General features: G+C 63.2%; 11 protein-coding genes. 2 read left to right on the forward strand and 9 right to left on the reverse strand.

All coding sequences use genetic code 11. The features are described from left to right. The first annotated feature begins 431 nt into the window (after positions 1 to 431). Positions 432 to 1,544, forward strand: a complete 1,113-nt coding sequence (locus PMI02_RS06210) for a putative urea ABC transporter substrate-binding protein (protein ID WP_007680316.1) — start codon at positions 432 to 434, stop codon at positions 1,542 to 1,544. Between the two features lie 28 nt (positions 1,545 to 1,572). After that, positions 1,573 to 2,502, forward strand: coding sequence for a LysR family transcriptional regulator (locus tag PMI02_RS06215; protein ID WP_007680317.1), 930 nt, complete (start codon positions 1,573 to 1,575; stop codon positions 2,500 to 2,502). 52 nt (positions 2,503 to 2,554) lie between these two features. Here PMI02_RS06215 and PMI02_RS06220 read toward each other — a convergent pair whose 3' ends face one another. From PMI02_RS06220 to PMI02_RS06260, 9 genes are all read right to left on the reverse strand, one after another. Further along, the gene (locus PMI02_RS06220) at positions 2,555 to 5,017 is read right to left on the reverse strand and encodes a TonB-dependent receptor (RefSeq protein WP_007680318.1); all 2,463 of its coding nucleotides are present in this window, start codon (positions 5,015 to 5,017) and stop codon (positions 2,555 to 2,557) included. Between the two features lie 262 nt (positions 5,018 to 5,279). Next, a complete protein-coding gene (locus PMI02_RS06225) occupies positions 5,280 to 6,281 on the reverse strand; it encodes a sterol desaturase family protein (RefSeq protein WP_007680319.1) in 1,002 nt (333 codons plus the stop codon). 76 nt (positions 6,282 to 6,357) lie between these two features. Beyond that, positions 6,358 to 7,245 (reverse strand): hypothetical protein, encoded by an 888-nt coding sequence (locus PMI02_RS06230; RefSeq protein WP_007680320.1) that lies wholly within the window; start codon positions 7,243 to 7,245, stop codon positions 6,358 to 6,360. Continuing rightward, positions 7,242 to 8,243, reverse strand: a complete 1,002-nt coding sequence (locus PMI02_RS06235) for an isopenicillin N synthase family oxygenase (protein WP_007680322.1) — start codon at positions 8,241 to 8,243, stop codon at positions 7,242 to 7,244. Before PMI02_RS06235 ends, PMI02_RS06230 begins: the two co-directional genes overlap by 4 nt. Before the next feature lie 182 nt (positions 8,244 to 8,425). After that, on the reverse strand, positions 8,426 to 9,901 hold the full coding sequence (locus PMI02_RS06240; protein WP_007680324.1) for a sulfotransferase: 1,476 nt from the start codon (positions 9,899 to 9,901) through the stop codon (positions 8,426 to 8,428). A gap of 7 nt (positions 9,902 to 9,908) precedes the next feature. Then, positions 9,909 to 10,838, reverse strand: coding sequence for a hypothetical protein (locus tag PMI02_RS06245; protein WP_036502569.1), 930 nt, complete (start codon positions 10,836 to 10,838; stop codon positions 9,909 to 9,911). Between the two features lie 238 nt (positions 10,839 to 11,076). Next, a complete protein-coding gene (locus PMI02_RS06250) occupies positions 11,077 to 11,562 on the reverse strand; it encodes an EF-hand domain-containing protein (RefSeq protein WP_007680328.1) in 486 nt (161 codons plus the stop codon). Positions 11,563 to 11,588: 26 nt separating this feature from the next. After that, positions 11,589 to 12,392, reverse strand: a complete 804-nt coding sequence (locus tag PMI02_RS06255) for a DUF4198 domain-containing protein (RefSeq protein ID WP_007680331.1) — start codon at positions 12,390 to 12,392, stop codon at positions 11,589 to 11,591. 28 nt (positions 12,393 to 12,420) lie between these two features. Next, positions 12,421 to 12,796: energy transducer TonB (locus tag PMI02_RS06260; RefSeq protein ID WP_007680333.1), on the reverse strand; the 376-nt coding region annotated here is incomplete at its 5' end.

Genomic DNA, 12,796 nt, shown 5'->3' on the forward strand with positions numbered 1-12,796 from the left:
GCCCCGGCAGTCCCCTTGACCATCCGGACAGGTCGAGCTCCTTCTCAGGGCATCACGCAAGCGCGACAGCAGCCAACGAAACACCATACCGCACCAAGCCCCCGCCGGTAGATCCCCCATAAGTCGCTAGCACTATTCGGGTGAGGGCTTGGGTCAAGATAGGTGAATGATCATTAATCACGTCGGATCGACAGACATGCATTGCGTCGCGGCAATGACTCCATCGGCAGGGAAAGGGCAAGTCGTACAGCTTGCGGAATCGGCCGCTGAAATATTTGCGATCTGTCGGCAAAGGCAGCTTTGACGGCGTGAGAAGGTGGCCGTCGGAGGCGGGGCATAGGTCCAGGGTATGACTTTTAGAAATTAATTCCGCCTACCGATATGATCGCCACTTGGTAGCTTGCTCTGCACGAGTGACAGTGGGGTGAAGCATGGCGCGAGCAGGGGTTTGGAACCGGCGGGACGTGATCCGGGCCGGCAGCGCGACGGCCATGGCTGTCGCGATGTCGGCTTGTGGCAAGAGCGGCACGGGAAGCGATGCGGCCGCCGGCTCCGGCAAGAAGACCGAGTTCGCGATCGGATGGTCCATCTACACGGGTTTCATGCCCTGGTACTATGCGGGCAAGGCCGGGATCGTCGAGAAGTGGGCCAGGAAATATGGCATCATCATCAATCTCGTGCAGGTGAACGACTACATCGAGTCCATCAACCAGTACACTGCGGGCAAGCTTGACGGTGTGCTAGCCACCACCATGGATGCCCTGACGATCCCGGCCGCTGGAGGCCGCGACACCAGCGTCATTATTATCGGCGACTATTCCAACGGCAACGACGGCATCGTGCTCAAGAACGGCCGCTCGGTCCGAGATATTGCCGGCCGCTCGGTGAACCTCGTCGAGCTTTCCGTATCGCACTACCTGCTGGCCCGCGCGCTCGAGCAGGCGGGCATGAAGCTGGCCGACGTCAAGACCGTGAACACGGGCGACGCGGACATGATTTCCTCCTTCGCGGCGCCTGAGGTGACGGCGGTCGCGGCGTGGAACCCGCAACTCGCGCAGATCCGCAAGGAGCCAGGCGCCGTGGAGGTGTTCAACAGCTCGCAGATTCCGAACGAAATTCTCGACGTCATGAACGTCAGCACCGAGGTGCTGCAGGTCAACCCGGATCTCGGCAAGGCGCTGGCGGGTATCTGGTATGAAACCATGGCCGTCATGCAGGCAGGCGGCGCGCCGGCGAAAATGTTCGTCGAACAGATGGCGAGCGGCGCAGGCACCACGCCCGATAGCCTCGAAGAGCAGCTCAAGACGACGTATTTCTACCTGAAGCCCCATGATGCGGCGACCTACATGGAGAGCGCGGACCTCGTCATGGTGACAGACAGGGTGCGCCAGTTCAGCTTCTCGAAGGGACTGTTCGGACCCTCGGCCAGTTCCATCGACGCGATCGGCATCGCGTTCCCGGGCGGGAAGGTCCTGGGTGACAAGGCCAGGGTGCTGCTGCGCTTCGACCCGACCTACATGAAGCTGGCCGCCACGGGCCTGTGAAACCGAGCTTTCCTTGAGTGCGAACTGCATGACCGATCCGATCCGCATCAATCCCAATTTTGCCGCGCATGTGGACTGGAACCTCCTTCGGCTGTTCGTCGATATCGTGAAGGCCGGAGGCATCGGCGCTGCGGCGCGCCGGCTGAACCGTCAGCAGCCCACCATCAGTGCCGCGCTGAAGCGTCTTGAAGACCACGCGGGGGCGCGTCTGCTGAGCCGCAGCGCATCCGGTGTCGAGCTTACCACGGCGGGCAGGGCGCTGTTCCTGATCTGCGAGGACATGTTCGAAGCGGCGCGCATGGCGCCGCATCAGATCGCCCAGGCCGTGAAGCAGGTGGAAGGGCTCGCGCGCATTCAGGTGGTCTCGTCGATCATTTCGCCCGAGTTCGACGAGACCATCGCCAGCATCCATCGCCGCCACCCCTCCATCCGCATCGAAATCCGGGTTTCCCCCTGGCGCGAAGTGCTGGACGCCATGGAGCGGGGCGAAGCGGAACTGGGCGTCGGCTACGACAGCGGGGTGCGCAGCGCGCTCACGTATGAGCCGCTGTTCACCGAAACCCAGCAGCTCTACTGCGCGCGGACCCATCCGCTGTTCGGCTACAAGGTAGCCAAGCTGGGCGATCTGCGCGAGGAGGGCTTCGTTCTCACCGGCGAGGACGAGGTCGAGACGATGACACGGCTGCGCCAGCGCTATCAACTGGGCACGGTGGTCAATGGCCTCGCCGAGGACATCCACGAGGCGCTGCGGCTCATCACGCTTGGCGTGGGCATCGGCTTCCTGCCCGTCATGGCCGCGGGCGAGGCGGTGAGGCAGCGCCTGTTGTGGCCGCTCCTTCCGGACGATACCGCGCCTTCCTACGAGATGTACCTGCTGGCCCGGCACACGCCTTCGCGCGATACGGCGGCTCAACTCTTCCTCGACGAGATCATCCGGCGCCTGAGGGCCGCACCCTGAAACGCTCGCTCCGCGGCCGTCGTGAGCGAAGGCCGCGGAGCGAGGGCTCCCATCAACGATAGAAGACGTTGAACCGTAACCCGATGGTGCGCGGGCGCGATAGGCGGTTGTTGATACCGCGCACGTCGGTCGATTGCAGGCTCTGCGCCGACAGCACGCCCCGAACGTCGGCCAGATTGTCGCCGTAAAGGCTGAGGCGCCAGGCTTCCTTGCTAATGCCGATCGATGCGCCAACGATCGCAAAGCCGGGAAGATCGACGTTCGAACGGGGCGTGAGCGAGGTCGAGATGCCGCTGCGGTAGCTGACGTTGGCCTGGGCGTTCAGTATCAGTCCGCTCGCCAGCGGCTTGTCGTAGTTCGCCGAGACGCTGGCGGTATGGTGCGGAGTGCCGGGCAGTTTGGCCCCGTCGCCGCCGTAGTCCCTGCCGCCAACCACGATCGGACCGGTGAGCTTCGAATTGTTGAACCCATAGGTAGCGTTGAGGCTGAGTTCCTCGGTCACGAGAAGGTGCGCTTCGAGGTCCACGCCGAGCGAGCGGGCTGTCGATCCGTTGACGCCGGCCGGGAAGCCGCCGTTGGGCGTGCTGACGTTGACCTGCGGGTTCTTCCAGTCGACCCAGTAAGCCGCCGCGGTGAACTCGAACTGGCGCCCGACGCGGCCCTTCAATCCGACCTCGTAGTTGTCGACCGAGTCCGGGTTGTAGAATTGGAAGGCCGGGTCCTCGGCGAAGGTGCCTGTGGTCGGGATGCCGCTCGCCCCACCGCGCCGCACGCCTTGCGAGAAGGTAAAGTAGGCGAGCATCTGGTTGCCGAACTCGTACGAGGTGTTGACCTTGAACAGCACCTTGGTTTTCTTCTGCCGGTCGGTGGCGGACGTCACGCCAAATGGATCCAGGCCGTCCTGAGAACAGGCGGAGCCGCAGATCGGCAAGGCGTTTATCGCCGTGATGTCGAGCTTCTGGCGGAACACGCGGGCGCCGCCCGTCACCTGCCAGGCCGATGTGACATGATACGTCAGCTCTCCAAACGCGGCGAGGTCGGTGAAGCGCATCTGGCGTTCGTAGATATAGCCGACGTCCGTGCCCGTGTGAAATGCGCCCAGGGCCGTCAGATAATCATCGTAGCCCATGTTGTAGTCGGTGCTGGTGAGATGGCTGCGCTGGTTCATGTAGAACCCGCCGAGGCTGTAGGTCAGCGGCGTGTCGGAAGCGGAAACCAGTCGTACTTCCTGGATGAAGGCTTTCTCGTTGTAGTCGCGGGTGCTGGGTACGAGGATGCGGGGGTAGCCCGCGTAGAAGTAGCCCAGCGTCTTCTGGTAGCCCGCCGTACTATCGTTCACTGCCGAACTGTCGGTCTCGTAAGCCGAGGTGACGCTGGTCAGCGTCGCGAACCCGAAGTCGTACGATGCTTCCAGCGATCCCAGGTCCACCTTTCGGGTGAGGGGCTGCTCGATGAAGGCTCCTGTCTCGTATTCGTCGAACTCGTGCGGGAAGACGTTGTCGAAGTTGTCGTTCTGGAACGCCGGGACAGCGCCGACGTCACCCACGCTCGAGAATGCGGTCGGCGCGGGGCCGCCAGGATAGCTGTCCTGGTCGGGGCCATCCGAATGCTCGTACTGGTGCTGGTAAGTGGCCAGGAGGCGTACGGGCCCCTCCTCGAACTTCAGCATCCCGCGAACATAAGAGAGTTCGCTGTCGTTGACATTCTTCCGCGATTTCGGAACCGGCAGGCTGTGAATGGGGTCGGACGGGTCCGCCAGTACCGGCTTGCCGTCTGACTCGAGGGCATAGAACGCCGGTGCGTCGATGAAGCCGTGGTCGAAGGTGTAGCCGCCGGCGACGCGCACTGCGAGGTTGGAGGTGATCGGCAAGTTCACGGCAGAGTCGAAGCTGTAGTTCTGGCCCCCTGCATGCGCGGTCGCGCCCACGTTGCCGGAGGCGTCCACGGTAACCTTGGTCGGGTCGGGCTCGTTGAACAGCACGCGCAGGGTGCCGGCGATCGAGGCGTTGCCGTAGAGCGTCGCCTGCGGACCGCGCAGCACCTCGATGCGGCTGATGTCCGCAAGGTGGATGTTTACGAAAGCGGGCGTCTCTCCAATGTAGACGGACACCGGTGCTACCGTGGCCTGCGGACGCTCGCCGCCGGTGCTCACGCCGTCGAGGTTGAGGCCGTGGATGATGAAGCTGCTGGCGCCGCCGTCGCGGATGCTCGCGCTGTTGTAGACCAAGCCGGCGACCGCGCGGCTGAGGTCCTGGAAGTTCGTGACGCCGCGCTTGGAAAGCTCATCGCCGCCGATCGCAGAGATGTTGATCGGCGTGGACAGCGTCGTGGCCTCTCGGCGCGACGCTGTAACTACGATATCGCCCAGTCCGCCCGCAGGCGCGTCGGCATCTTCGGGAGCGGCCGGGCCGGCGTCTTGCGCCCAGGACTGCGAGGGTGCGAGCATCGTGATCGAACCGAGCAAGGCCAGCGCGCTGGCGCGCACCATGAGGTGTCGTTTGTGGTCAAGCATCATGTAAAACCCCCCTGTTGAAGAAACTGATCGCTTCTCCTCACCCCTTTAGGTCATTGATTTTTTCGTTATATTTTTCAGTCGAAATCATCTTCGGCGATCGGCGCCTAGGTTCTTCGGCCCGCGCGGCGACAGGGCGAGAGCCGTCGGTCGCCGGCGCGGACACGGCGCGGCGCTCCATCGCGTCACCGGCGCACGGTGACGCATTGCAGGCTTTTCAGATTTCCCGGAGGGGCGTTGTTGCTTTGCCGCCCTGGGGCCGGCGTCACTTGGCGTGCTTAGCTTTCCACTTGGCCACGAACGGCAGGAAGGGCCAGATGGTCTGCTCCCAGATCGACAAGCGCCTTTGATTGTCCTGGCCGACATGCACGGCCTCGCCGTCTCGATAGGTGCCGAACATGCGATCCACCAGGATCAGTCCGTTCGCAAAGTTGCAGCGCGTCTCTTCGTAGTTCAGCGAATGGTGGAGACTGTGATGCTCGATCGTCGTGAAAAAGAACGAGTACCAACGAGGCGGATCGAATCGGATGTTCGAGTGCGCGAAGTGGGCCACTGCGCTTCCGATATTGCCTGCACACAGGACGGCGATGATCGGCATCTCGAAGAACACGCCGAGAGTGAGGCCTAGGAACAGGATTTCGAGCCAGTTACCCACGGCCGAATTCATCGTGTTCATCTGGGTGATGTAATGATGCGGTACATGCACCTCCCAGAGAACCGGGTGGTTGTGCAACATCCGGTGGAACCAGTATTGCACGAATTCATAGAGGAAGATCAGCATCGCGACCTGGACGACCAGCGGCAGCTCTTTGGCGATATCAATGCTCAGTCCATACCGCTGAACGAAGGCGGTCAACGGGTCATAGATGATGACCGCCCCTACCGCGCCGAAGACGTAGCGGTTGCACACGACGTAGAAGGCGCCTTCCAGAAACTCGCGCACCGTCAGGCGCCAGTGCGCGTGGCGTTCATTGACGAATTCCAGCAGTATGGTCGCGATCATGATGACCGTCCCGGCGCCGCCGCTGACCCATGGATTGTGGGTCACGGAGTCCGGAGCGAGTGACCAGAATGCCAGGATGCCCAGCAGGATCGCGGGTTGGAGGTATTTGAAGATGGTCTTCTTGACCGGGTGCACGCGGCGCTCGCCGTCCATGTCCTCGCGGGATGGGGCGGCGCTGCCGGCGTCGGTGCGAAAGCTGGCAACTGCCGGTCTCGGCCCAGTTGCGATGACGACATCGTAGACCTGGTTGTTATTGCTGCTCATCGAAAACCTCCGGGTATGGCTGGAGACATCCTGTATTCCGGGCGCGAACCGCTGCCGTGGGTGGACACCGGCAGGCTCAACTCACCAGCACCGCGTGCCGGGCGAGGTGGCATTTCTCGGCCTCCAGCCAGTTGAGCGCCGCCTCGGTGGAGGAGGTCCGGGTGTCGAAAGTGAATTCCGGCTCGTAGACGTCCACTTCGTAAAGCAGCGCACAAAGCTCGCCGCCCACGATCCGCTCCTGCGCGACCTTGCCGTCCGAGCGGATGGAGAAGTCTCCTGACGCGATCAGTTCGCCGACACGGCACGGCTGCGTGCTGTAGGTGATCGCGCGGCCGCCGATTGCGACGGACACTTCGTAGCTCTCGATCTCCGCTTCGCTCACGGTTCCTGCCGCCAGCGCATCCTCGAGGCTGGATACGCCCCGCAGCGCCTCGTCGACCGCGGGCAGGCGGGACTGTGCGAAGGCGGCATGCTCGCCGGCGATCACCAGACCACCATCGAGGGGAGATTCCTCGCCCGTCGCTTCGTTGATCATGCTGACAAGCCGTAGCCCGAGATATGGCCCGCTGGACGACTTCTGCCGCCAGTCCTCGACATAGGCGCCCGACGGCGCGAACTCGAGCACGCAGTTGCCGATGAAGCTGAGCACGGCAGGCTCCGGCCACTGGTTCCGGGGCTGATAGCTGCGCTCGATCTGCCACGAAAGCTGGCGCGCGGCCTCGTCCCACTGGGTGTCGCCAATCCAGCCCTGACGTTCGGTCAGCGGTGTGGTCGCAGCGTCGGATAGGCGCAGGTCAATGCTGAAGGATCTCGATTGGATCCAGTAGACGATCGTGGTCTCGTCCGTGGCGCCCGTGCAGAAACTGATGCTCTTGCGCCGGAAGGTGCCGAGCAGGTTGCGGGGAAAGTCCAGGTCTTCGATACCCTTGCGGGGAAGCCGTTCGAGAAGGGCGGCGAGGTTCATGCCCGCACTCCCGCTTCCTGCAGCCCGAACGAGTCGAGCGGCACTGCATTGTCGAGCATCAGTTCGCCGCTGGCGACGCGCCTCTTGAGGTAGGCGAAGGTCTGCGCCGTCTGGTTGTATAGATGCTCACCGCCCTTCAGCGGCTGATAGCGCGGTGCCTCGTTGGTCCTGATCGGCTCGATCACGTGATCGTAATCGCAGGAGAAGAACAGCGGGAAGGAGTAACGCTCTTCCTTGACCTTCCTGACGCGGTGCTTGGTCGCAACGTAGCGGCCGTTGGACATGATCTCCATCATGTCGCTGATGTTCATGATCATCGCGCCTTCGACCAGCGGCACGTCGACCCATTCGCCGTCCTTATTGACGACCTGCAGTCCAGCGGCGGTGGCGAAGAGGAGCGTGAAGCATTCGTAGTCGGTATGGGCGCCGATTCCCGGTCGGTCCTCGGCTTCCGCGTCATGGGGATAGTGGATAAGGCGCAGCTGGCTCGGCGGGTTCTGGAGGTGCGCGCGGAAATGGTCCTCGTCGAGGCCCAGGGCGAGCGCGAAGGCATCGAACAGCTGGTGGCCGATGGTCCTGATGTGCTGATAATACGCCAGCACATCCTCGCGAAATCCGGGCATCTTAGGCCAGATATTCGGGCCGAGGAGCGGGCGGCGACCCTCGGCGTGCGGATAGTCGATGTTGACGTCGTAGGCTTCCTTGAGATCGGAAGTCCCGCCACCGAACTGTTCCTCGCCAACGGGCACGTAGCCACTGTGGTTTTCGGAAAGGCCGATGTAGCTCTCCATCTTCGCGCTCTCGCCGAGCGCGAAGTAGGTCTTCGCCCGCTCCACGAGACGGCGGAACAAATCGCCGTCGAACTGCGAGCCCCGGATATAGAGGAACCCAGCCTCCACGCAGGCGCGGTCCAGATCGCGGGCCACAACCAAGCGGTCTTCGAGGTTGTCGCTGCCCAGTCTGGAGATATCGACGAGAGGAAGGACGTGTTCGTGCATTCGCGATCCGGGTTGTTGCCTGAGGTCTATCGAGCGGGCTCTGGATCATCGCCTGATGGACGAGATCAACCCGGTATCGATTTGTCCCCGATTCCGGGCCATCGCGCTAGGAAGTGATATTTCATGCAAGGCATGAAAGTGGTCTATGCCCTGGCCTGGCGGCGGCGTTCCCTAATGCCGCGTCAGAGCCTCAGCGACGCGCGCAAGGGGCCGAGGTGCCGGGCGTAGCGCTCCGCCGATCCGACGGAGGCCGAATGGATCGGCTGGCGGACCTGCGCCGCGCTGGCGGTCATCACGCCGCCGCGATCGTCCTGCGGGCTGAGGCAGGCATCTTCAGACGCAACGCCAAGGCGGGACAGCAGCACTTCAAAGTTTTCGCGCGGCGCCGCAACCAAGTCTTCGTAGTCTATCTCGATAAGCTGCTCGCCAAGGGCGGCCCGCCAGTGCTTCATCAGCGCCTGATAGGCTCGGTGGTACGCGCCGATCTCCGTCAAGTCGTAGGAGAAAGGATAGGCATCGCGAAACAGCGTCTTGTAGATCGCGAAGCACAGGTCGAGCGGGCGGCGCCTGATGTGGATCAGCACCGCGTCCGGCAGCGCGCGCGCTATGACGCCGCCGTACAGGAAGTTCATCGGCAACTTGTCGGTGAACCGCGGCTTTGCGTCGCGCAGCGGCTGGACCGCGCCGAGATATCTTTCGCCGATCATGGACGGATCGAGGTAAGCGCTGCAATCGACCAGTTCGCTTTTACTCGAAGGCATGCGCCCGAACTGCGCGCGGAACGCGCCGACCAGCGCCTGCCCGAAGTAGGGCAATTCACCCAGGGGTTGTACGTGCGAATGCCGTCCCAGCATCCGTTCCAGCAGGGTGGAGCCGGAGCGCGGCATGCCAATGACGAAGATCGGCCCACCGCCCGACCGTGCTCCCCGGGCAGGCGCGCACCAATCCGCATTGTGGACCTCGGTGATACGTTCCATGGCCTCGACATCTTCGGAGATCGCATAACGCATATGGCGCCGACGGAGAGCGGCACCTCGCGCGATCTCCGCGAAGGCGCTGTCGCGATCGCCAAGATCCTCCAGTTCCTTGCCAAGCGCGTAACGCAGGAACACTTCGCTCTGCCAGGGCATGGCACCGCTGCCGATTGCAGATCTCAATTGGGAGACGTGGTTGGCCCGCTGCGTCTGGCGCCGGAGGAGGGAGCGATTGTGCCAGGCCTCCGCATGGCCCGGCGCAATAGTTATGATCCGATCGTAGGCCCACTCGGCCTCATCCGAAAGGCCGAGAAACCCAGCGGTCGTCGCTAGGTTGAACAACACGCCCGGCCGTTCAGGCGCAAGCTTATGGGCGCGCGAAAACGCCTCGTGGGCGCGATCGGGCTTGTGGCAGCGGGTGTACGTGTTGCCAACCAGGTCGAGCGCCCAGAGTTGCGACACCGACGGCATCGCCAGATCGGCCGCGGCAAGAGCTGGTCCCACATGTCCAAGCGCTGCATGGGCATAGGCCACCTGAGCATGGAGCCGCGCGTCCATCAGCCCCGCGGGACATGCCAGTTCGAACGCCCGCAGGAGGTCCGCTGGCTTGCCGTCCTTCAGCAAGGACAGGCCGAGAGCGATCAGCCTGTTCGTCTCCGTATCGGCAATGTCCTTGGAAGCCATAGTTCGCTCAGTTGCCGATGGTCTCCGGATGAGGCCACCACGTCATCGTGTCTATGTCGTGCTCGGTCGTCCAGAGCCCGGCATCGACATAACGCAGCGCTCCGCTGCCGATCTGGTCTCCGATGCGTGCCTGGATCTCGAGCGTCTTCGGGTCGATGACCACGAACATCTGGTCCTCGGTCGTGCGCAGCCAGATCTTGCCACCGCCGGCTGTGACTTCGCCCCACTTGAGCTTGTCGCCAACCTTGACACGCCCGTTCACTTCGCCGCTGGTGGGATCGACGCGGGCAACCGTGCCGTCACCTTGTTCCTGCACCCACACGCCGCCTTCTCCGGCGGCCAGAAAGCCGGGTTCGCTGCCCGTGGCGGTCTTGTGCGTGACGGAGTTAGTGGCCGGATCGATCCGTTGTAGGCTGCCATGGGTGCTGCTGGCTGCCCAGAGCATGCCGTAGCCGAAGACCAGATACCAGCTGTCGGGATCGACCTTGATGGTGGCGATGACTTTCAGTGTTTTCGGATCGACTCGGCTGATCACGCCCTTGGTGTCGCTCGGCACCCATAGCGATCCTGCGCCATAGGCCACGTTGAACTCGCCCGGACTGGCGAGACCGGTCTTGATGGCGGCAGTTATCTTGAGCGAATTGGTATCTATCCTGTTGAGCGTCCCATTGCTGCAGTCCGCGGCCCAGAGATCGCGGTCGACGATGACCATTGCTCCGCAGGGCTTGCCCATGACGATCTGCCCGAGCTTGCCCTTGGTGGACCAGTGCTCGACGCGGCTCTGGTTGTTGATCCAGACGGTGTCGTCCTTGGGATCGATCTCCGCGAAGTTGGCGAAGCCGGGAACGGTGATGACCTGCTTCTCCAGCTCTGCTGCGCTGGAGGGCGACCACACGCAGATCGCGGCGACCGGGAGCATCGACCAGATCCGTTTCATTCCTGACCTTTCAAGCGCGGGCACCTATGCCAACGACCCGGCGTTACCACCTACCGGTGCCGGTTTGGACAAGTGCTGTCGCAAACGAAACCATCTCGCTAGATGGTCACCGTTCATTAAAGCCATCAACCACATCTATGTCTTCCGCGATCGGCCGCGGCATGCATACGAGCGACCGCTTCGTTTGCGGGACGAATGCGGCGATAGCGTCCCGCAAACCGTCGCGGCCGCACTTGGATCAGTATGAGCCCGAGATGTCCGAAGCATCGACGACGCCGTCGCCATTGCTATCGAGCTTCCTGAACATCCGCTCGCCCGACGCGTTGAATTCCGCGAGCGTCAGGTTGCCGTCCTTGTCGGTGTCGAGCACGCCGAAGCGGACGTGGGCCTGCTTGAGCTGGCCTTCAGGCGCTTTGGCGCCCTTGCCGAAGCGGCTGGAAAATTCGCCCACATAGTCGGCTTCGCTCACCTTGCCATCACCGTCGAGGTCGAACGCGCGGTACTTCGCGGTACGGGAGGCGGTAAACTCAGCGGAGGTTACGCGGCCGTCGTGGTCGGTATCGTTCTCGCCCGCGAAAGCATCCTTGCCGTGACCAGGCGCGGCGCGGCGTTCCGGCTCGCCGTGGTCGGCTGCTCCGGGGGCTTCCTGAGCGAACGCCGTCTGTCCGGCGGCGCAGGCGAGGACGATGCCAAGCATGCCGGCGGTGAACTTGGACTTGGTCATGATATTCTCCGTTTGGTAAAAGCGGCTCATTCTTCGACCTGGAAGGTGAGCGATGTGGTGTAGCTGCGCTCGTCCGTGCCCGAGCCCGCGGGCGCGTCGGCGCGGTGGCGGGCCATCAATACGTAGACGCCGGGGCGGTCGAAGCGAAGGACTGCACCGCCTTTGGTGTCGGTCGTCACCTGACGGTGAACAACCGCTTCCTCGTAGTCCGCTCCGCCGCGGTCGAGGACGAGTTCCTGCCCGGGCATGGGCTTACCGTCGAACAGGACCTGCAACTCGAAGGGCTTGTCGAGGTAGACTTCGCTGGGGTGGGTGACCGGGCGGATCTGCAGGCGGCCGATCGCCACGTCCACCGGCGCGCGGGTCGCCTTCTTCTTCGACACGTAGGTATCCGCGACCGTCTCGGTCTGGCTGGTGCGGACCTGGGTCGCTTCCTTCGGCACCTCGCCCGGAACCGAGCGCCATTGGCCACCGATAAGCGCGCTCTTGCCGATGCGGCCGAGGCGCACGCCGGTGCTGAAACGATAGGTGCCGTCCTGATCGAGCGCGGCCTCTAGCATGACCAACTGTTTGAGCGGCGTAATCGACTGGAACTCCCCGTTCGATCCATCAGGCAGGACGACGTGGTAGTCCTTGGAATCGACCGGCACTTCGGGATGGAAGAACTTTTCGGCAAATGCCGATTCCACGGTCACCATGCGCTCGGTGTTCGCCGAGAAGACCTTGGGCAGCAGATACGAGGTATGGGCAGATGCCATACCGGGCCAGACCGCCCACAGCAGTGCTGCGAGCCCCAGCGAGCGGGTGCGGATGGGTTGCGTTGCGATCATGCTCGGTAGTCCCCTTTGAGCGATGCGGTCATTGTCCGGAGATTTCGAATGTGAAGCTGTGTGAGACGCCGTCTGGCGGCGAGGGCAAGGGCACGGCGCGGCGAACCAGTTGCACGGCCTCGCGATCGAAACGCGACGAGCCCGAACTACGGGTAACGCTGATGTTGCGCGCGGAGCCGTCCGGTTCGACGATGAATGCGACGAGCACTTTGCCCGAGCCTATCGTGTTGGTCTGTCGATAACGCAGGAGGTGCTGGTAAACTCGGCCTTTGTAATTGCTGACGGCCGAGTTCCCGTCCAAGCCGCTGCGCCCGCCACCAGCGCCGCCAGTGCCGCGCTGATCGGTGCTCCTGTCCTGGCCCTGGCCGTGTTGTGGCGGAACCGCCACAACGGCGGGGGGGGGG

It is taken from the genome of Novosphingobium sp. AP12, from assembly GCF_000281975.1.
Lineage (GTDB): Bacteria > Pseudomonadota > Alphaproteobacteria > Sphingomonadales > Sphingomonadaceae > Novosphingobium.

Bases quoted from the DNA above. Each gene is read 5' to 3' on its own strand.
- PMI02_RS06250 (WP_007680328.1), bottom strand. From the start codon at position 11,562: ATGACCAAGTCCAAGTTCACCGCCGGCATGCTTGGCATCGTCCTCGCC.
- PMI02_RS06235 (WP_007680322.1), bottom strand. From the start codon at position 8,243: ATGCACGAACACGTCCTTCCTCTCGTCGATATCTCCAGACTGGGCAGC.
- PMI02_RS06220 (WP_007680318.1), bottom strand. From the start codon at position 5,017: ATGATGCTTGACCACAAACGACACCTCATGGTGCGCGCCAGCGCGCTG.
- PMI02_RS06240 (WP_007680324.1), bottom strand. From the start codon at position 9,901: ATGGCTTCCAAGGACATTGCCGATACGGAGACGAACAGGCTGATCGCT.
- PMI02_RS06215 (WP_007680317.1), top strand. From the start codon at position 1,573: ATGACCGATCCGATCCGCATCAATCCCAATTTTGCCGCGCATGTGGAC.
- PMI02_RS06230 (WP_007680320.1), bottom strand. From the start codon at position 7,245: ATGAACCTCGCCGCCCTTCTCGAACGGCTTCCCCGCAAGGGTATCGAA.
- PMI02_RS06210 (WP_007680316.1), top strand. From the start codon at position 432: ATGGCGCGAGCAGGGGTTTGGAACCGGCGGGACGTGATCCGGGCCGGC.
- PMI02_RS06245 (WP_036502569.1), bottom strand. From the start codon at position 10,838: ATGAAACGGATCTGGTCGATGCTCCCGGTCGCCGCGATCTGCGTGTGG.
- PMI02_RS06255 (WP_007680331.1), bottom strand. From the start codon at position 12,392: ATGATCGCAACGCAACCCATCCGCACCCGCTCGCTGGGGCTCGCAGCA.
- PMI02_RS06225 (WP_007680319.1), bottom strand. From the start codon at position 6,281: ATGAGCAGCAATAACAACCAGGTCTACGATGTCGTCATCGCAACTGGG.